Here is a 17,883-nt window from a genome sequence, read left to right as displayed (position 1 = left end):
GCGAGAGCGGTGCTCTCTGTTGTGATCAGTGAACATCAGATCGCTGCTCACTGTCAAGAGCACTGCTCTCGATTCTGTGGCACACTGGCTGCATGAACGCCGGACGTACTGCCCGTGAACGTGCCCGGGCCGAGCTGACCGAGGAGATCAAGGGCGCCGCTCGCCGGCAGCTCGCGACCGTCGGGGCGGAGGCGCTGTCGCTGCGCGCGGTCTCCCGCGAGCTCGGCATGGTCTCGTCGGCGCTGTACCGGTACTTCCCGAGCCGCGACGACCTGCTCACCGCGCTGATCATCGACGCGTACGACGCGCTCGGTACGGCGGCGGAGAGCGCAGCCGGCGGGGACGACCTGCTCGCGGAGTGGGTCGCGATCTACGCCGCCGTACGGGACTGGGCCCGCGCTCATCCGCACGAGTACGCGCTGATCTACGGCTCCCCGATCAGCGGTTACAAGGCGCCCCAGACGACGGTGGAGCCGGCGATCCGGGTTCCGCTGCTGCTGCTCGGGCTGTTGCAGCGGGCTCAGGTGTCGGGGCAGCTGGCGCCGCCGGTCGATGCACCGGAACCCTCCGGCCTGCTGGCGCAGCAGATCGAGGTCCTGGTGACGTTGGCGCCCGAGGTGCCACCGGCGGTGCTGTTGCGAACGATGATCACGTGGACGCAACTCTTCGGCATGATCAGCTTCGAGTTGTTCGGCCAGCTCGTCGGTTCGATGGATCCGGCCGACGAGTTCTTCGAGTCGACGTCGCGTGAGATGGCTGCGTTCGTAGGGCTTAGGTGAACGCCTTCGGCATCGGTACGTCGAGGGCTCGCGCGACTCGGCGTACATAGGTCTCCCGCGGGATCGACACCGCGCCGAGGGTGGCCAGATGATCGGTCACCCATTGGATGTCGAAGACCCGTTCCGCAGCGTACTCGTCGTTCAGCAGCTCGATCGCCCCCGCGACGGCCGCCTTCGAGCCGTCGGTCTTGTGGTGGAACATCGACTCGCCCGCGAACAGCCCGCCGATCGCCACGCCGTACAGCCCGCCGGCCAGCTCGTCGCCGTCCCAGGCCTCGACCGAGTGCACCCAGCCGAGCCGGTGCAGCTCGGTGTACGACGCGATGATCTCGCGGTCGATCCACGACCCCGGCCGGCGCGGATCCGCACAGGCACGGATGACCTGGTCGAACGCGGTGTTCACCCGGATCTCGAACTTCGCCCGGGCCCGCCGCAACGACCGCGACGGGTCGTAGCCGGCGACATCGATCACGCCACGATCGACCGGCGACCACCACAGCACCGAGCCGCGGTGGTCCGGCATCGGGAACAGCCCCCGCCGGTACGCCGCCAGCACGGTCCCCGGCGCCAGGTCCGCACCGCCCGCGACCACATCGCTCTCCCCGGCCACCCCGACCGGCGGGAACTCCCACTGGGACGGGACAGGTTCGACTGGCACAGGACCATCCTGACCCATGAAGTGGACCTGCATGCGGGCAGAACCCGCCCAACACGCGTCGATCCGGGGCGGAACGGGCACTTGTGCCTGCAGGCACGTCCACCTAGGGGACACCAAGGGTTTCTCCCGAGTGGCGAGGATCGGGGAGGCACGTACAGTTGAAGCACGTCCGGGTCTTCCGCGTGGGGCCGGTCGGGAAGGAGCACCCGTGGCCGGAGTAGCCAGGTTCGTCGCCAGCAGTCTCGCGCCCGCCGCCCAGCGGCTGGCCCCGACCGCCGCGGGCGGAGTGTTGCGCCAGATCCTCGAGATCGCGATCGATGGGTACCAGCGGTTCCCGGGCGCGGAGCGGATCGCGGACAACAAGCTCGAGCGGTGCGGCGGTGACCCGCAGCTCGCGATCGAAGCGGTGATCGACCAGCACATCCGGCTCGCCGGCGTGCAGGGGTTCGCCACCGGTCTCGGCGGTCTCGTCACGCTCCCGGTCTCCCTGCCGGCGAACCTCACCGGCCTCGCGATCGTCCAGGCCCGGATGGTGGCCGCGATCGCACACCTGCGCGGCTACGACCTCGACGATCCACGCGTCCGGACCGCGGTCATCACCTGTCTGCTCGGTGAGGAAGGCGTCGCCGACCGGCTGAAGAAGTCGAGTCTGCCGACGTCGCCGATCGCGATCGCGACCGCCCCGGTGTTCGACCCGGAGCTGGACCGGCACGTCTCGAACGAGGTCGTCGCCGAGCTGATCGCCCGCATCAGCGGCAAGAAGATGGCGCTCACCATCACCCGCCGGATCCCGCTGCTCGGCGGTGCGGTCGGCGCCGGCGTGGACGGCTGGTCGACGTACCGGGTCGGTCAGTTCGCGGACAAGAGCCTGATCCGGCGGATCCGGCGACCGATCGAGCCCTGACTCAAGCTGATTGGTCGGCCCGCTCACGACGGGTGAGCGGGAGTTTGGCGCGGGTGTTTTCGTCGGCGGGCGTTTCGACGAACAGGACCAGGTCCTGGTGGGCGGGGATCGCCAGCTCGGTGACGGTGAAGCGCAGTTCGCCGACGGTCGGGTTGACGATCTGGCGCACTCGCGGCGTACAGGCGGCGACCTCGTGGCGGGACCACAGTTGCGCGAACTCGGGGCTGATCGCGCGCAGGCGGTCGAGGTCGGTCTCCCAGTCCGGGTCGCCGATGTGTTCGGCGTACGCCGAGCGCAGGCGACCGACGATGTACGGCACCTCGGTGTCGTAGTTGAGCAGCTGGGCGCGGGCGGCCGGCTCGGTGATGATGCACCAGAGCAGGTTCTTGTGGATGCAGGGCAGCTGGTGCCAGTCGTGGAACAGATCGTTGTACGCACGGTTCGCCCGGACGATGTCGAACCGGGTGTTGGTGATCACCGCCGGCAGCGGGTCGAGGGCCTCCACGATCTCGACGAAGACGGCCTCGCTCGCGCAATCCGTCGTACGTGGCAGACGCATCGGGGTCGCCTCGGCCAGCCGGTACAGGTGTTCGCGCTCGACCGGGCTCAGCTGGAGCGTGGTCGCGACCGCGTCCAGCACTTGCCCGCTGGCGTTGATCGGCCGCCCCTGCTCGAGCCACGTGTACCAAGTCACGCCGACACCCGCGAGCTGCGCCAACTCCTCCCGCCGCAAACCGGGCGTACGCCGACGCCCGCCGCCGGGCAACCCCACATCCTCAGGAGCCACCCGCGCCCGCCGCGCCTTCAAAAACTCCCCAAGCTCAGCCCGCTGCGCACTCACCCCACCACCCTGACACTCGCCACCGACAGTTTGCACCGCGCGAGCTGCCTGTGGACAACTTCGGCTGGGCGGACGGGAACGTCGATAGACTTGAAGCGGAAAGGGCAGGGGGCGAGGCTCGGGAAGGGCAGGGCGAGGCGTCAGCCCGCCAGGGCCTGCACCACTCGACTCGGGGACGGCTTGCCGAGCTGTTCGGCCATCCAGGTGCTGGTTTCGACCAGCCTCTCCAGGTCGACGCCGGTGTGGATGCCCAGGCCATCGAGCTGCCAGAGGAGATCTTCGGTGGCGAGGTTGCCGGTGGCGCTTTCGGCGTACGGGCAGCCGCCGAGACCGCCGGCCGAGCTGTCGACCGTGGCGACGCCCTCGCGGAGCGCGGTGACGGTGTTGGCCAGCGCCTGACCGTAGGTGTCGTGGAAATGGACGGCGAGCTTGTCCACTCCGACCCCAGCGGCGGCGAAGGAGGCAATGAGTGCGGTGACCTGGCCCGGTGTCGCGACGCCGATCGTGTCGCCGAGGGAGAGTTCGTGGCAGCCGAGGTCGACCAGGCGGGCGCCGACCTTGACGACCTGGTCGAGCGGTACGTCGCCTTCCCAGGGGTCGCCGTAACACATCGACACGTACCCACGCACCGACAGGCCTTCGGCCAGCGCGCGCTGGATCGTCGGGGTGAACATCGCGAACTGGTCGTCGAGCGTGGAGTTGAGGTTCTTCGCCGCGAACGTCTCGGTCGCGCTCGCGAAGATCGCGATCTCACGGACGCCGGCCGCCAACGCGCGGTCGAGGCCGCGCTCGTTCGGGACCAGCACCGGGGCGCGCACGCCGTCCGGCAGCTCGAGCCGGTCGAGCAGTTCGGCGGCGTCGGCCAGCTGTGGGACCCATTTCGGGTGCACGAAACTCGTCGTCTCGACCGTTGTCAGGCCCGCGTCCAGCAGCCGCCGGATGAACTCGGCCTTGACCGCGACATCGACGATCGCCGACTCGTTCTGCAGCCCGTCCCGCGGCCCGACCTCGTAGATCGTGACCCGGTCCGGCAATCCCTCGGCCTTCACCAACTGCGGTTCCCGCATCGTGCTGCCTCCGTGGGGTCTGAGCGTGACACGGGATCTCCGCGACAATGCTCGTGATGAGAACTCTTGCTGACATTCTGCGCGGCGTCGAAAACGGCGCCTTCCCGGCCCTGGACCTCGGCGTCAGCGTCGTCCCGGCGCCGTCGGAGCGTGAGTCCGCAGTGGTCGCGTTCACCGGCCACATCGTCATCGCCGCGGACGTCAGCCCGGAATGGGTCGCCGAGCAACTGCCGGCAGACGATCTGGCCGCGCCGACCAACCCGCCGTTCCTGACCGCGCTGGCGGAGCGGACCGGCCGCCACGTCAGCTCGAACGACGCGATGCTGCTCGCCCCCGCGATCACCGACCCCACCAAGCGCGCCGCCGCGATCGAGGGCCTGACGGTCCGCACCGGCCACGACCATCCCCGGGTCGAGCGGGCGCTCGAGTACCGGGCCGACGTCGAGGTGTACGGCGACCACCACGGCTCCGTCGTCATCATCGGCCGTGGCCTCGCGGGGCGCCTGGAGTGTGCCATCGAGCTACCCGACGACGTCCGTGGCCAAGGGCTCGGCCGCCGGCTCGCGCGCGCCGCCCGCGCCTTGATCCCGCCGGACACGTCGATCTGGGCGCAGATCACTCCCGGCAACGCCGCCTCGCTCCGCGCCTTCCTGGCGGCCGGCTACAAGCCGGTCGGGTCCGAGGCCCTGCTGGTCAAGTGAGCGGCAGATGAACACGCAGCAGATTTTGTTGCTGACGGCACCCAATGCACAGCTGTGGAAAACCCTGGGGACAGCCGCCGCTCAGCGGTGGTAGCCGAACTCGGTGCCGTTGTAGAAGTCGGTCCGGTACACCCCGTGGATGATCTCGGACTCGTACCCGTCGAGCTCCGGCATGCCGAGCTCCCGTGCGACAGCCAGCTCGGCCTCGGCGTCGTACGGCACCCGGACGAACTGGATCGACAACGGCGCCGGCTCCGCTGAGTCGATGACACCTTCGAGGATCACGTAGACCGGTGTCGGGTCGCCGAGGCTGTTGCCGACCGAGCCGACGTTGAACAAGGTCCGTCCACGGTCCTCCTCGAGGAACGCGTCGTGGATGTCGCCGTACCCGACCACCGACGGCACCGGCCCGTCCCCGGTGGCCGGCGTGTTCTCGAAGAAGCTGCGGTACTGCGCTTCGTCGTGATCGAAGTTGATCCGATGATGCACGCTCGTCGACGAGGCATGGAACAACCGCACCTGCCGCCCGCTCAGCAAGAAGTCGTGGCAGAACGGAAGCGCACGCAGCCAGGCCCACTGATCCTCGCGCAGCTCGTTCTTCCACCATCGCATCCCTTCGCGGTCCTCGACGCGCTCGGGATCGGGCAGGGAGTCGTCCCAGTTCCCGAGGATGTTCACCTCGCACACCTCGCGACACCGATCCACGACTGCCTGCCCTCGCGGCCCCTTCCCGACGTAATCGCCGAGGTTGAAGATCCGCGTGATCCCCCGCTCCCGAATATCTGCCAGCACCGCCTCCAACGCCGTCAAGTTCCCGTGCACATCAGAAATCAGGGCAATCCGGTCCATGGCTGAATGCTTTCACCCGTGCGGGTCCGCGGATCACCAGTTGCCGGAGGGGCCGACCGGCTCGGGGACGCGCTGCTCCGCGGCCGAGGTCGAGCTGCTGCCCCCGCCGGAGCGCGAGGAGCGGGAGCCGGAGCGGCCGGCCATCGGACCGGAGGCCGATGGTGGGGTGATCGCACCGCCACCGGACTCGCCGGCCGAATGCGACGCCGCTCCGGCCAGCCCGCCCGCGGTCTTCCGGGCGACAGCGAGGCCGATGCCGGCCGGGCCGGCCGCCGCGCCGGCAGCCTTCGCACCAACCGTCTGCGCACCGGATGCGCCACCTCCTGCGCCACCGGCCGAGCTTCCGGCCCCACGACCGGATCCGCCGCCGAACCCTGCGCCGGAGCTGCCGACATTGACCGCACCGGTCGCCATGCCGCCGGGGTCCGCGACCGAACTGCCCATCGCGGCGCTGCCGCCCGCCACGGCCGCGGTGACCGGCACCATGAAGCGCAGGAGGGCCGGCAACGCGAAGATCGCGAGCAACAGCATCATCATCCCCATCATTGCCCGCACCACGCCGTCGCTCACGCTCATGGCGGGGTCGTGGGAGATCCTCATGGCCGCCGCGTAGACCAGCGCCGCGGCCGGCTTGTAGGCGATGAACGCCAAGGACCAGCCGCAGAACTTCTTGAACCAGCTGCGCCCGATCTCGGTGTTGGTCGCGGCCGCGGCCAACGGGAAGCTCCCCGCGAGGAGCACCAGCAGGGCCGACCGGACCAGCATCAGGACGATCTGGATCAACGAGGCGAGGATCACCCCCAGGCCGGTCGTGATGGACAGCAGCGCCGGCATGCTGCTGGCGACGAGGTCCTGTGCTTGGCCGTTGCCGTTCACCGAGCCCCCGAACGCGGTGGCCAGCGTCATGTCCTTGCCCACTTGATGGACGACGGCGACCGAGAACTGGTCCGCCCACGACGACAGCAACTGCATCGTGGCAGTGCCTGCCGCCGCCACGACCACGAAGGTCAGGATCGCCTTGAGCAATTCCTGCAGCGGCCGGGCGCGCTGCTCCCAGGCGATCCGCATGCCGGCGATCAGGATCGCGACGGCGAACACGGCGGCAGTGACGCCCAGCAAGCTGTCCTGGAGAAACTGGACCGTGCCGGTGTTGGTCCAGCTCTCGCCGTGCTGCTGAGCCACAGCCGGGGTGTTGGGCTTCAGCCAGAAGGTCATCGCGTCCAGGGTGCGCAATGCGCCCTGGTTGACCTGCTGCCGAAGCTCGTCCATGGCGCTCGTCGTGATCGACTGGAAGCCGTCCCGGATGTAACAACCGAGGTCCATTTTTCCGCACATCAGACACCACTCCAGGCAACGAAGTCGGACAGGTCACGGTGCTGGGCGAACGGCGCGCCGACCGGCTCGCCTGCCGCCGGTGGTTGCAGGCGCCAGTCGCCGTCGTGCCAGACGAGCGTCAGCGTGATGCTCATGTACGCCGCGTCGACCGAGGTGGCGAGCATCAGGCTGACGCGATCCGGTCCGGCGTCGATGACGTGGTACCCGGCGACTTGCGGCACGGTGTAGCCACTCGTCGACTTGTCGGCCTGCAGTTCGCGGATCAGCGCGTCCGTCTCGGGGCCGGGCACCATCAGCTTGCGGGCCGTGGCGACCACCTTGTCCTGGTCGGCCATCGCGGCATACGCGCTGTAGGCGGCGTACACCGCACCGGTCGGCGAGTGGGCGAAGCACCGGCGGAAGCCGTCAGCGTCGGTCTTCGCCGGGCCGTATACCGATGATCGCGGTACGACGATCCGGCTGGTCACCTCCCAGCCGTCGACTGCCGGTGGCTGCTGCGGAATCGCTTGGTCGCCGGCCGCGCGGTTGCAGCCACTGTCAGGGCGTCCAGCACTCGGCAGGTTGACCGGTGTCGCGGGCGCGGCGGGCTCTGCGCCACCGGGCTCGGCCTGCACGGCGGCTTGCTGCTGAGCCTGGCCCGGCACCGCGGCAGTCTCGGAGGACGTCAGGTCTCCGATCAGCAACACCGCGCCGCAGACCAGCACCGCGCCGATCACGATGCACGCCGCGACGAAGCCGCGGCCGAACGGTGACTGTTCACCCGTATCCCTGCTCATCTGGCTCCCCGATCCGTCGGCCGAAAACCTCACGGATCAAGGCTGCCAAAAATCGACCGACCGCCGCGGAAGTTATCCACAGGCCCTTCGGGAGGTCAGGTGCCGGGGCTGGTGTACGTCGGGAGCATGCGGATGAAGAAGGCGTAGCCGAGGGCGAAAACGGCGAGGCCGACGACGGGCGAGGCGAAGGTGAGCCAGGTCGGGAGAGGTACGTCGGAAGTACGGCCGAGGAGGACCGTCGCGGGGAGGAACGCGATGAACGCCATCGGGAACGCGGTGCAGAAGCCGTAGAAGACGCCCCGTCCGAACATCGTCAGCGGGTAGCCGGAGAACCGGGTGATCGAGTCGTCGGCGAAGATACGCAGCGAGAAGGTCGACGTGGCCAGGAAGGACAGGCCGCAGAAGAAGGTCTGGATGCCGGTCTCGACCAGACTGCCGCCGATGACGGCGACGATCAGGTAGCCGAGTTTCGGCGCCGTCCAGTCCACCGGCGCGTGCAGGCCGAAGATGATCAACGCGCCGATCCCCAGGACTCCGTCGCCGAGCGACATCAGCCGGAATTCGCGCGTGAGCAGCTGCAGGAACGGGCTGACCGGACGCAGCAGGTACCGATCGAAGTCACCCTCGCGAACGATGAAGTCGGTCATCATCAGCGAGCCGAACGGTACGACGTACAACGCATGGGAAGCCAGCCGCATCGAGAACACGAACGCGATCTCCGGAAAGCCCCACCCCGCGATGACACCGAACTTCGACAGCAGCACGCCGAGGAACAGCAGTTGCGTGCCCTGATACGCCACGCCTCCCATCAACGTGGTCCAGAAGTTCACGCGGTACTGCAACTGCGCGCGGAGCGCGGCACGTTCGAGAATCACGTACTGGCGGAACCAGGACGGCACGTGGTCAGCCACCCTGAACCACCACCTTGTGCCGAGCGCGCTGCCAGACTGCCTGCAGGAGCAGGGTGAGCACGACCAGCCAGGCCAACTGCACACCCACCAGCGCAACGGCCATGCCCCCGCGGGTCTGGCCGAGGTAGATCGACACCGGCGTGTAGACCTGCCCCTGGAACGGCAACCACTCGATCGACGCGCGCAGCCACCCCGGCATGAACCACAACGGGATCAGCGATCCGGACAGGAACGAGCTGCCGAACCGGTAGACGATCAGCGGCCCGCTGATCTCGAGCGTCCAGAACGCCACCATCGACACGATCAGGTTGCACAACATCGCGATCATCGCCCCGGCCACGGTCGCGATCACCGCGAGCAGGAGCTCCCCTGAGCCTGGCGGCAGCATCAACGCCCCGAGGATCCCGGCGGCCGCGAGACCGATCGCACCCAACGGCAACCGGGCGAGCAGTACGCCGAGGTTCTGTCCCAGGGCCTGCCACATCAGGCCGAGCGGCCGGGTCAGGTCGGTCGCGATCTGCCCCGTCCGGATCCGCATCGGCAGCGACGAGAACTGCCAGGGCAGCAGCGCCGACTGCAGGCATGCAGCGATCGCCGCGTAGGCGACTGCGGTCCTACCGTCGACACCGTTCACCGGTCCGCGTCCGGAGTACACGATCCGCCAGACGGCGATCGCGAGCACGACCTGGATCACCAGCGTCACCGCACCGGTCAGCAGGTCACCACGGTAGATCAGGACGGATCGGGTCCCGGCGCGCGTCATACCGCGGAATGCGCGGACCTGCTGCGCCGCAGTCACGTCAGCAGACCGTCGTACAACTGGGCGATCACGTCGGTCAGCCGCGGGTCCACGATCGACAACTCGTCGACCTGGTACGCCTGCGACGCCCGGGCGATCAGCTCCGGCGTGGTGATCTCCCGCGGGTCGAAACGCAGTACGACGCTGCGGTCCGGGTACGGCAGGACCGCACCGACCGCACTGGTCTCGACCTCGGTTGCGTACGGCATGTTCGTGACCCCACGGATGCTCCGCTCGGCCAGCGTCAGCACCAGGAAGCGGTACGGCATGAAGCGTTCCTTCAGCCGCGACAGGTCACCGTCGTACAGGACCGTGCCGGAGTCGATCACGATGATGCGCCGGCAGAGCCGCTCGACGTCGTCCATGTCGTGGGTGGTCAGGACGACCGTCGTACCGTCGGCCCGATTGGTCTCCGCGATGAACTCGGTCAGCCGGGCCTTCGCGACCACGTCCAGCCCGACGGTCGGCTCGTCGAGGAACAGGATCGACGGCTCGTGCAGCATCGCCGCGACCAGGTCGCCGCGCATCCGCTGGCCCAGCGACAACGAGCGGACCGGGGTGTCGAGGAAGTCCGACAGGTCCAACAGCTCGGTGAAGAGCCCGATGCGCTGACGGTACGCCGAACGGTCCAGGTCGTAGAGATCCGCCAGTACTTCGAACGAGTCGCGCAACGGAAGGTCGTACCAGAGCTGGGTGCGCTGACCGAACACCACGCCGATGTTGCGGGCGTTGCGGGCGCGATCGTGGGACGGCTCCAGTCCCGCCACCCGGCAGACGCCGGACGTCGGGGTGAGGATCCCGGTGAGCATCTTGATCGTGGTCGACTTGCCGGCGCCGTTCGGCCCGAGGTACCCGACGAGCTCACCCGGCTCGACCTCGAAGTTCACCCCGTTCACGGCCCGGGTGATCTCGCGCTTGGCGCTGAACAGTGCGCGCAGCCGCGGCAACCGCCCGGGGAGCACTGCGGGCCGGCTGAATTCCTTGACCAGATCGGCCGCTTGGATAGCCGGCATACGCACCCTCCCCAGCGAGCGGAACGGTTATCCTCTCACCGATCCACGCCTGCCGCAGGTCAAAAACTCCGCACTAGACCAATTGGTCCGTTACGCTCGAGGCGCTTGCGATTGCGGGTCGATCTGTAGCCGAAAGGTCACCCCGTGTAGCGAAGTGACCTAGTCAGCTAATAGAGTCCGCGCATGACCATCGCGCCTTCGCTTTGCTCGCCCCTAGCGCTCGCCGATGCAGAACCCACTCGCGCCGCCGAACCCTGGGAAAGCGACGTGCTGACGGCCTACGGCCTGCTGCGAGAAGCTGCAGCCGAGCTGGATCACCTGATGCGCCATTCTCTGAAGCGCAGTGGACTGCAAATGGCAATGTTCGAACTGTTGCTGCGGCTTGCCCGCAGCCACGGCGAGAAACAGCGTTTGACCTCCCTTGCCCGGGAGTTGACCGTCACCACCGGCGGCATCACCCGGCTGGTTGACCGAGCCGAGAACCTCGGCCTGGTTCGCCGGGAGCCCTGTCCCGACGATGCCCGCGGCTCGTTCGCCGTCCTGACCGAGGAGGGGAAGCGGCGGTTGCGCGAAGCACTGCCGGACCACCTGCTCGAGATCGACAGCCTCTGGATGTCCCAGTTGGCCGACGATCGGGACCTGGTCCTCGGTAAGCTGCGCCGGGTCCGGGACAACGCCCGTCGCTGGCCGAACGGCCGTCCAGGGCTCGGCCCCATCACCCCTGACCGAATCTGAGACAAGCATTACCCGCGACTAACGAATGAAGCGCCCGGCTGGTGCCGGGCGCTTCGTCGCGCAATGGTTGAGAAGTGAAGCAACAAGCTGACCCCAAGGCCCCCGGCGGAACCAGGTGGCGCGGAGCCGTTGGCGGCATACTCGCGGCCCTCGCGGGTCTCGCGGTCGGCAGCGTGGCGGCCGGATTCCTCGGTACGCCGCAGACGCCCGTGGTGGCGATCGGATCGGCGTTCATCGACCGGACGCCGCCGTGGCTGAAGGACCTCGCGATCTCCTGGTTCGGCACCCACGACAAGACCGCGCTCCGGGTCGGCATCCTGATCGTCGTGGCGGCCCTGGCCGCGATCGGCGGGATTCTCGCCGTACGGCGGTTCTGGGCCGGCGCCCTGGTCACGATCGGGCTGAGCGCCGTGGCGATCGCCGCGGCCCTGACCCGCGCGGACTCCGGGCAGACCGGATTCCTCCCGTCGGCGCTGGCCGGCGTCAGCGCGCTGATCATCCTGCGCCTGTTCAGCCGGCGCCTCGAACCGCTCCTGGACCATCCCGACGACGGCGTCAGCCGCCGCGGGTTCCTGCAGCTCTCGGGCGGGGTCGCGCTCGGCTCCGCCGCGTTCGCCTTGCTCGGCAAGGTCGTCGGCGGGAACCGGGCCGCGGTCGCCGACGCCCGCAAGCAGCTCCAGGTTCCGCAGCCGCCCTCCCTCAACCCGCCGGCCGGGGTCCAGGCCGACGGCGCCGTACCGTGGGCCACGCCGAACGAGGACTTCTATCGCATCGACACCGCGCTCTCGGTGCCGCAGATCGTGCCCGCCGACTGGACGCTGCGCATCCACGGCATGGTCGACCGCGAGCTGACGCTGACGTTCGACGACCTGATGAAGCGCCAGGTCGTGCACAAGTGGGTGACGCTGACCTGTGTCAGCAACGAGGTCGGCGGTGACCTGATCGGGAACGCGCTGTGGTCCGGCGTACTGCTGAAGGACCTGCTCGAGGAGGCGGGTCCTGCCAAGGATGCGGACGCGATCCAGTCGAAGTCGAAGGACGGGTTCACTGCCGGTACGCCGCTGCCGACGTTGCTCGACGATCGGCAGGCGATGCTCGCGTTCGCGATGAACGGGCAGCCGTTGCCGGTCGAGCACGGGTTCCCGGTGCGCATCGTCGTACCCGGGCTGTACGGCTACGTGTCGGCGACGAAGTGGCTGGTGGACATCGAGGTGACGCGGTTCGACCAGTTCGAGGGGTACTGGACGCCGCGCGGGTGGTCGGAGCTCGGACCGATCAAGTTGTCGTCCCGGATCGACGTACCCGGCGGGAAGAAGCTCGACCCGGGCCCGGTCACGGTGGCCGGAGTCGCGTGGGACCAGCACGTCGGGGTCTCGAAGGTCGAGGTCCGCGTCGATGGTGGCCCATGGCAACAGGCGACGCTGGCGACGGACGCGTCGATCGACACCTGGCGGCAGTGGCACTGGACCTGGGACGCGCCGCGCGGCACACATGTCCTGCAGGTACGGGCGACCGACGACAAGGGCAACGCCCAGATCGAGTCCTCCGCACCCCCCGCCCCGAACGGCTCGACCGGCCTACACACCGTCAATGTGAAGGTCGGCTAGCCCGGAGTCCCGCGATCGCCACCTCCAGTCCGAGACCGCGCCGGTCCGGCGGGAGCCGTTCCTCGGTGGCGAGGACGCCGGCGAGGATCGCATGGACGTCGGCAGCGGTGACGTCACGCCGTACTGCTCCAGACTGCTGAGCCGCGACGAGCAGCGTCTGGAATGCACCGGACAGCCGCTCGGCCGAGGCGGCGCCGTCGGTCCCGAGACTGCCGTCGAGTGCGGCGGACAACGCGAGGTTGTCCCGGCCGGAGTCGACCAGCTCACGGAGGTAGGCGAAGAAGCCCTCGGCGTCGTCGCCGAGCTGGGTCGCGCGATCGGCCAGTTGGTCGAGCCGGTCCGCGATCACCGCACCGACGAGCGCCTGCTTGGTCGGGAAGTGCCGGTGCACCGTCCCCGCACCGACGCCGGCCTGTTCTGCGATCGCGTCGAGCGGCACGTCCACGCCGTCCCGAGCGAACGCCTCCCGAGCCGCCGTGAGGATGCGGGCGCGGTTGCGAACCGCGTCGGCACGTGGGCTCACGAACTCCTCCTAGCTAAACGGGGCGAGCGCCCCGTATATTTACCGGGGCGAGCGCCCCGCTTAATTCTAGGAGACCCACATGACCTTCGCAGTCACGGGCGGCCACGGCGAGTTCGGCTCGGCCGTTGTCGCGCAGTTGCAGACCCTGACCGACCAGCCTGTCGTCGCGACGGTGCGCGACCCGGGGAAGCCAGGTGCGGCCGGCGTTGAGTACCGGCCCGGCGACTTCGACGATCCGGCGACGTTGCGGGCGGCACTCGCCGATATCGAGACGGTGCTCGTCAACGCCACGTTCTTCGGCGCCGATCCGTCCCGGCGCCTGGCCCGCGTGACAGCCGCGATCGGTGCGGCGGCGGAAGCCGGGGTACGACGTATCGTCCTGACGAGCTGGTCCGACCTGGAACGGGCGACGATGCCGACCGTGCAGGACTACGGCGAGCTCGAAGCGACCGTGAAGGCAGCCGGGCCCGCGTGGACGATCTTGCGGATGGCTGTCGGCCTCGGCGACGCCGTCGCCCGGGACGTGGTCTGGGGCCGGCAGCAGGGCGAACTGGTCGCACCGGCGAAGGACGCGACGATCACCCCCTCGACGCCCGCCGATCTCGCCGCCGCTGCAGCGGCGGCGTTGGTGAACCCAAGCCTCGACGGTGCCGTGCTGGAGCTGACCGGGCCGGATGCGATCGGATGGGACGAGCTCGCTGCGATCGCCGGCATACCGTTCCGTGCGGTCGATGACGACGAGTTCGTCGCCTGGGTCGTCACGAACTTCGGTCTGCCGGAGGCGGTGGCCAGGCAGCTCGCCGCGCTCTACGCGGACTTCCGTGGCGCTTGGGCCGGTACGCCGACCTCCACGCTCGGCGACCTGCTCGGACGGCCGGCGACGTCGGGTGTGGACGCCGTACGGCTGCGGGTGGATCGCTTTCCGGCCTGACCGTCAGGTCCGGCGGGTCACGGCGTCGAGGACCATCGGCAGGAAGGTGTGTTCCAACTGGCCCGCGGGGACCTTGCGGGGCTCCAGGAGGCTCTGGGAGCGGGCGCCTTCGTGGACGGCGATGACCAGGCGGACGAACTGTTCGGCCGGGACGCTCAGGGTCAGGCCACTGGTCTCGGCGATCTGGTCGACCAGCTTCGTCAGGCTGTCGCGGAACATCGCTCGTTGCGTGTTGAGCGCCCGCGCCGCCTCCGGGTCGCGCAGCGCGTGCAGCGTGAACTCGGTGGAGATCAGATGCCACTGCCGCTGGTCCGGCGCGGTCTCGTCCAGCAAGCCCAGCACGGCGTCGAGAAGCGTGCCGGGCTGACTGGCCAGCTCGGGCAGTAGCGCCTCGATCTGCTCCAGAAGCCGGTCGGTCGTGGCCTGGAACAGCGCCAGCACCAACTCGTCCTTGGATCCGAAGTTCGAGTAGAAGGCCCCGCGGGTGAAGCCGGCGCGCTCGCAGATGTCCTCGACCGAGGCGCCGTGGAACCCACGCTCGGCGAACACCTCCAGCGCTCCTTCGAGCAGGCGGGCCCGGGTGTTGGAGCGGCGGCGCTTGGGCGTTTCCATACGAGTAGGATACAGTTCTGTATTGAATACACAACCGTATTGAAACGGGGACGCAGGATGGAGCTCGAGGCCACCAGGATCAGCGTGCAGGGTCCGCACGCGACGATGCTGCACGCCACGTCGGTGTCGGTCGCGGATCATCAGGTGGTGCTGCTGACTGGGTATCCGGGCGCTGGGCACGTGGCCGCGGCCCTGGGACTGTCCGGGCGGCTCAAGCCGGACAGCGGCACGGTGCGGCTCGATGGTCGGGCTGACCCGGCCCTGCTGCGGCGACGGGTCGCAGTGGTCGACGCACCGGGCATTACCGAGCCGGACGACGCTCTGCCGGTCCAGACGGTTGTGGGCGAGGAGCTGGCGATCGCCGGCCGCAAGGCGGGTCGGAATGCCGTTCTGCAGTGGCTGGACGAGCATGACGCCGCAGAGCATGCCGGCAAGCGGTTCGAGCACCTGCCGGTCGCAGTACGGACCAGACTGCTCGCGGAGCTAACGGTGGCGCGTCCCGACGTACAGGTGGTCATTCTGACCATGCCGGACCGACATGGTGGTGATCCGCACGGTTGGTACGGGCTGGGGTGCGATCTGGCGGCGCAGGGGTACGGCGTGATCATCACCTGCGCTGACGCGTCCGCGCGGCTGCTGGACGTCAAGGCGGCGCAGCTGGGCGAGACAGACCAGCCCGACCCGGTGCAGGTCGCTCCGGTGGCGCCGGTGGAGCCCGTCACCCCGATCGATGAAGAAGACGCTGCAGAAGAAGACCTTGTAGAGGAGACAGAGGCGTGACCGCGCTGCGGATGGCCTTGAGTGAGTTGCGTCGCCTGACGGCCGGTCGGCTGCCCAAGCTGGCCGTCGTCGCGTTGCTGCTGGTGCCGGTGCTGTACGGCGGCCTGTACCTGTACGCGAACCACGATCCGTACGGCCGGCTGAACAAGATCCCGACCGCAGTTGTCGTCGAGGACGCGGGTACGACGCTGGCGACCGGGGAGAAGCTCAACGTCGGACCGGAAGTCGCTTCGGAGCTGGTGAAGTCCAAGAGCTTCGACTGGCATCAGGTGGACCGTGCGGACGCGACCTCTGGTGTGTCGGACGGGAAGTACGAGTTCGCACTGGTGCTGCCGAAGTCGTTCTCGTCCGATCTCGCGTCGAGTGCGGAGTTCACGCCCCGCCAGGCGCAGCTGGAATTGCTGACCAATGACGCAAACAACTACATCGCGCACACGATCGCCAACCAGGTTGTTGCACAGGTGACCAAGACGGTTGCGTCAGAGGTGAGTGAGACTGCGGCCTCGCAGCTGCTGGCTGGGTACAACACCATCCACAAGCAGGTGAGCTCCGCGGCAGCTGGTGCTGCGCAGTTGCAGAGCGGGCTGACGTCGGCGGCGACCGGGGTCGGGAAGCTGCAGACCGGTGCCACTCAGCTCAACACTGCGCAGAAGCAGCTGTCGGCCGGCGCGACTCAGCTGGCGACCGGCGCTACCAAGGCGTCGCAGGGCGCGACGTCACTGGCCAGCGGCGCGTCGAAGCTGGACAGCGGTCTGGGCACGTTGCAGCGGAAGACGGCCACGCTGCCGAAGCAGACGAAGACCTTGGCTGCCGGCGCGGATCAAGTTGCTGATGGCAACGAGAAGATCGCCGTCGCGGGGCGGCAGGTCGCGACCGCATCCGGCACATTGGTCAAGGACCTGAAGACCTTTGACGCCGACCTGGCTGCTCGGTTGAAGGCGCAGGGCTTCAGCCAACACCAGATCCGCGAGGTGCTGCTGGAGACGGCGAAGCTGCGCGGTCCCGTCGTACGTGCGAACACGAAAATCCAGTCGACGTCCAAGCAGCTCAACCAGCTCGCCGTCGGGGCTCGGAAGGTGTCCAACGGTGCGGCTGCACTGGCGGACGCGACACCGGCGCTGACGAGTGGGATCAGTGCGGCAGCCAGTGGTGCGGACCAGCTGCACACTGGCGCCGGGCAGCTCAAGACTGGGCTCGGTAGCTTGCAGACCGGCGCTCAGCAGCTCGCAGCGGGTGAGAAGCAGGCAGTTGCCGGCCAGGGACAGCTGCTGACCGGCGTGAACAGCCTTGCCACCGGAGTGGGCCAACTGAAGACCGGTGCGACGCAGCTGAACACCGGACTGGCGAACGGCGTCAAGCAGATCCCTAATCCGTCCGCCGACCAGCGCAAGGCGGTCGCCGAGACCCTCGGGGCACCCGTTACGCTGCAGAACGTCTCGCAGGCCACGGCGGACAGCTACGGCGCCGGCCTGGCCCCGTTCTTCCTCAGTCTGGCGTGCTGGATCGGCGCGTACGTACTGTTCCTGCTGGTCCGACCGTTGTCACCGCGGGCGCTCGCTGCCTTGCAGTCGCCGTTCCGCGTAGCCCTCGGCGGTTGGTTGCCTCCGGCCCTCTTCGGCGCGATCCAGGCCACGTTGGTGTTCGTTGCAGTGGTCCTCGGGCTCGGCATCCACGCCGCGCATCCCTGGCTGACAGTCGGGTTCCTGATCCTGACGTCGTTCACCTTCGTCGCCATCCTGCATGCGCTGTCGGCGTGGTTCGGTGCCGTCGGCAAGTTCCTCGGACTGGTCCTGATGGTCGTCCAGCTGGTCAGCGCCGGCGGGACGTTCCCCTGGCAGACCATCCCTGCGCCGTTGTACTTCTTCCACCACGCCCTCCCGATGAGCTACGCCATCGACGGCGTCCGTCATCTCATGTACGGCGGCCCTGGCACGTCGCTCGGCCGGGACCTGCTCGCGCTGGGCGCCTGGTTCGCCGTCGCGCTGGCAGCGTCGACCCTCGCCGCCCGCCAGCAGCGCGTCTGGCCGGCCAAGAAGCTCCAACCGGAACTGGTGCTATAGCG

Annotated in this window: 19 protein-coding genes; 8 read left to right on the top strand and 11 right to left on the bottom strand. The window is 68.6% G+C overall.

Features of this window, described 5'->3' with window-relative positions:
* Window positions 1–92 precede the first annotated feature (92 nt).
* Window positions 93–779, top strand: a complete 687-nt coding sequence (locus OHA18_RS15280) for a TetR/AcrR family transcriptional regulator (RefSeq protein WP_329004741.1) — start codon at window positions 93–95, stop codon at window positions 777–779.
* Here the strand turns inward: OHA18_RS15280 and aat are convergent.
* Entirely contained in the window at window positions 772–1,437 is a 666-nt protein-coding gene (gene aat, locus OHA18_RS15275; protein ID WP_329004740.1) for a leucyl/phenylalanyl-tRNA--protein transferase, read from the bottom strand. The genes OHA18_RS15280 and aat overlap by 8 nt on opposite strands.
* A gap of 208 nt (window positions 1,438–1,645) precedes the next feature.
* Here aat and OHA18_RS15270 point away from each other — a divergent pair, with 208 nt between their 5' ends.
* Window positions 1,646–2,341, top strand: coding sequence for an EcsC family protein (locus OHA18_RS15270; RefSeq protein WP_329004739.1), 696 nt, complete (start codon window positions 1,646–1,648; stop codon window positions 2,339–2,341).
* A gap of 1 nt (window position 2,342) precedes the next feature.
* Here OHA18_RS15270 and OHA18_RS15265 read toward each other — a convergent pair whose 3' ends face one another.
* Both OHA18_RS15265 and OHA18_RS15260 read right to left on the bottom strand, forming a co-directional pair.
* Window positions 2,343–3,182, bottom strand: coding sequence for a helix-turn-helix transcriptional regulator (locus OHA18_RS15265; RefSeq protein WP_329004738.1), 840 nt, complete (start codon window positions 3,180–3,182; stop codon window positions 2,343–2,345).
* A 140-nt stretch (window positions 3,183–3,322) separates the two neighbouring features.
* On the bottom strand, window positions 3,323–4,249 hold the full coding sequence (locus OHA18_RS15260; protein WP_329004737.1) for a hydroxymethylglutaryl-CoA lyase: 927 nt from the start codon (window positions 4,247–4,249) through the stop codon (window positions 3,323–3,325).
* 56 nt (window positions 4,250–4,305) lie between these two features.
* On the opposite strand from OHA18_RS15260, the gene OHA18_RS15255 reads away from it, so the two are divergent.
* Complete coding sequence (locus tag OHA18_RS15255; RefSeq protein ID WP_329004735.1) at window positions 4,306–4,950, top strand: GNAT family N-acetyltransferase; 645 nt, start codon at window positions 4,306–4,308, stop codon at window positions 4,948–4,950.
* An 81-nt stretch (window positions 4,951–5,031) separates the two neighbouring features.
* On the opposite strand, the gene OHA18_RS15250 is transcribed toward OHA18_RS15255, so the two are convergent.
* The 6 genes from OHA18_RS15250 to OHA18_RS15225 form a co-directional block, all read right to left on the bottom strand.
* Window positions 5,032–5,799, bottom strand: a complete 768-nt coding sequence (locus OHA18_RS15250) for a metallophosphoesterase family protein (RefSeq protein ID WP_329004734.1) — start codon at window positions 5,797–5,799, stop codon at window positions 5,032–5,034.
* Between the two features lie 33 nt (window positions 5,800–5,832).
* Window positions 5,833–7,122 (bottom strand): hypothetical protein, encoded by a 1,290-nt coding sequence (locus OHA18_RS15245; RefSeq protein WP_329004733.1) that lies wholly within the window; start codon window positions 7,120–7,122, stop codon window positions 5,833–5,835.
* Between the two features lie 11 nt (window positions 7,123–7,133).
* Window positions 7,134–7,910 carry a hypothetical protein gene (locus OHA18_RS15240; protein ID WP_329004732.1) on the bottom strand — a complete coding sequence of 259 codons (777 nt, stop codon included), beginning with the start codon at window positions 7,908–7,910 and terminating at the stop codon, window positions 7,134–7,136.
* A 95-nt stretch (window positions 7,911–8,005) separates the two neighbouring features.
* Window positions 8,006–8,821 (bottom strand): ABC transporter permease, encoded by an 816-nt coding sequence (locus tag OHA18_RS15235; protein WP_329004731.1) that lies wholly within the window; start codon window positions 8,819–8,821, stop codon window positions 8,006–8,008.
* Window positions 8,814–9,620: an ABC transporter permease gene (locus tag OHA18_RS15230; protein WP_329004730.1), complete on the bottom strand. Its 807-nt coding sequence runs from the start codon at window positions 9,618–9,620 to the stop codon at window positions 8,814–8,816. The genes OHA18_RS15235 and OHA18_RS15230 overlap by 8 nt, the downstream gene beginning before the upstream one ends.
* Window positions 9,617–10,633, bottom strand: a complete 1,017-nt coding sequence (locus OHA18_RS15225) for an ABC transporter ATP-binding protein (RefSeq protein ID WP_329004729.1) — start codon at window positions 10,631–10,633, stop codon at window positions 9,617–9,619. The genes OHA18_RS15230 and OHA18_RS15225 overlap by 4 nt, the downstream gene beginning before the upstream one ends.
* Before the next feature lie 183 nt (window positions 10,634–10,816).
* On the opposite strand from OHA18_RS15225, the gene OHA18_RS15220 reads away from it, so the two are divergent.
* Together OHA18_RS15220 and OHA18_RS15215 are read left to right on the top strand one after the other, a co-directional pair.
* Window positions 10,817–11,368 (top strand): MarR family winged helix-turn-helix transcriptional regulator, encoded by a 552-nt coding sequence (locus tag OHA18_RS15220; RefSeq protein ID WP_329004728.1) that lies wholly within the window; start codon window positions 10,817–10,819, stop codon window positions 11,366–11,368.
* 74 nt (window positions 11,369–11,442) lie between these two features.
* Window positions 11,443–12,975: a molybdopterin-dependent oxidoreductase gene (locus OHA18_RS15215; protein ID WP_329004727.1), complete on the top strand. Its 1,533-nt coding sequence runs from the start codon at window positions 11,443–11,445 to the stop codon at window positions 12,973–12,975.
* Here the strand turns inward: OHA18_RS15215 and OHA18_RS15210 are convergent.
* Window positions 12,956–13,498, bottom strand: coding sequence for a TetR/AcrR family transcriptional regulator (locus OHA18_RS15210; RefSeq protein ID WP_329004726.1), 543 nt, complete (start codon window positions 13,496–13,498; stop codon window positions 12,956–12,958). The two genes, OHA18_RS15215 and OHA18_RS15210, sit on opposite strands and share 20 nt — an antisense overlap.
* A gap of 79 nt (window positions 13,499–13,577) precedes the next feature.
* On the opposite strand from OHA18_RS15210, the gene OHA18_RS15205 reads away from it, so the two are divergent.
* Window positions 13,578–14,429, top strand: a complete 852-nt coding sequence (locus OHA18_RS15205; protein ID WP_329004725.1) for an NAD(P)H-binding protein — start codon at window positions 13,578–13,580, stop codon at window positions 14,427–14,429.
* 3 nt (window positions 14,430–14,432) lie between these two features.
* Here the strand turns inward: OHA18_RS15205 and OHA18_RS15200 are convergent, their stop codons facing one another.
* Window positions 14,433–15,041: a TetR/AcrR family transcriptional regulator gene (locus OHA18_RS15200; RefSeq protein ID WP_329004724.1), complete on the bottom strand. Its 609-nt coding sequence runs from the start codon at window positions 15,039–15,041 to the stop codon at window positions 14,433–14,435.
* 57 nt (window positions 15,042–15,098) lie between these two features.
* Between OHA18_RS15200 and OHA18_RS15195 the strand changes: the two genes are divergently transcribed.
* Together OHA18_RS15195 and OHA18_RS15190 are read left to right on the top strand one after the other, a co-directional pair.
* Window positions 15,099–15,821 (top strand): hypothetical protein, encoded by a 723-nt coding sequence (locus OHA18_RS15195; RefSeq protein ID WP_329004723.1) that lies wholly within the window; start codon window positions 15,099–15,101, stop codon window positions 15,819–15,821.
* Window positions 15,818–17,881 (top strand): YhgE/Pip domain-containing protein, encoded by a 2,064-nt coding sequence (locus OHA18_RS15190; protein ID WP_329004722.1) that lies wholly within the window; start codon window positions 15,818–15,820, stop codon window positions 17,879–17,881. The genes OHA18_RS15195 and OHA18_RS15190 overlap by 4 nt, the downstream gene beginning before the upstream one ends.
* Window positions 17,882–17,883: the final 2 nt, after the last annotated feature.

Origin of the sequence: Kribbella sp. NBC_00709 (assembly GCF_036226565.1) — a bacterium.
Lineage (GTDB): Bacteria > Actinomycetota > Actinomycetes > Propionibacteriales > Kribbellaceae > Kribbella.
Note: the sequence above shows the minus strand (reverse complement) of the source record. Positions and strands in the feature narration are given on the sequence as shown.

Coding starts and splice junctions, on each gene's coding strand:
- OHA18_RS15280 (WP_329004741.1), top strand. CDS start 93: ATGAACGCCGGACGTACTGCCCGTGAACGTGCCCGGGCCGAGCTGACC.
- OHA18_RS15260 (WP_329004737.1), bottom strand. CDS start 4,249: ATGCGGGAACCGCAGTTGGTGAAGGCCGAGGGATTGCCGGACCGGGTC.
- OHA18_RS15255 (WP_329004735.1), top strand. CDS start 4,306: ATGAGAACTCTTGCTGACATTCTGCGCGGCGTCGAAAACGGCGCCTTC.
- OHA18_RS15250 (WP_329004734.1), bottom strand. CDS start 5,799: ATGGACCGGATTGCCCTGATTTCTGATGTGCACGGGAACTTGACGGCG.
- OHA18_RS15245 (WP_329004733.1), bottom strand. CDS start 7,122: ATGGACCTCGGTTGTTACATCCGGGACGGCTTCCAGTCGATCACGACG.
- OHA18_RS15240 (WP_329004732.1), bottom strand. CDS start 7,910: ATGAGCAGGGATACGGGTGAACAGTCACCGTTCGGCCGCGGCTTCGTC.
- OHA18_RS15225 (WP_329004729.1), bottom strand. CDS start 10,633: ATGCCGGCTATCCAAGCGGCCGATCTGGTCAAGGAATTCAGCCGGCCC.
- OHA18_RS15220 (WP_329004728.1), top strand. CDS start 10,817: ATGACCATCGCGCCTTCGCTTTGCTCGCCCCTAGCGCTCGCCGATGCA.
- OHA18_RS15205 (WP_329004725.1), top strand. CDS start 13,578: ATGACCTTCGCAGTCACGGGCGGCCACGGCGAGTTCGGCTCGGCCGTT.
- OHA18_RS15200 (WP_329004724.1), bottom strand. CDS start 15,041: ATGGAAACGCCCAAGCGCCGCCGCTCCAACACCCGGGCCCGCCTGCTC.
- OHA18_RS15195 (WP_329004723.1), top strand. CDS start 15,099: ATGGAGCTCGAGGCCACCAGGATCAGCGTGCAGGGTCCGCACGCGACG.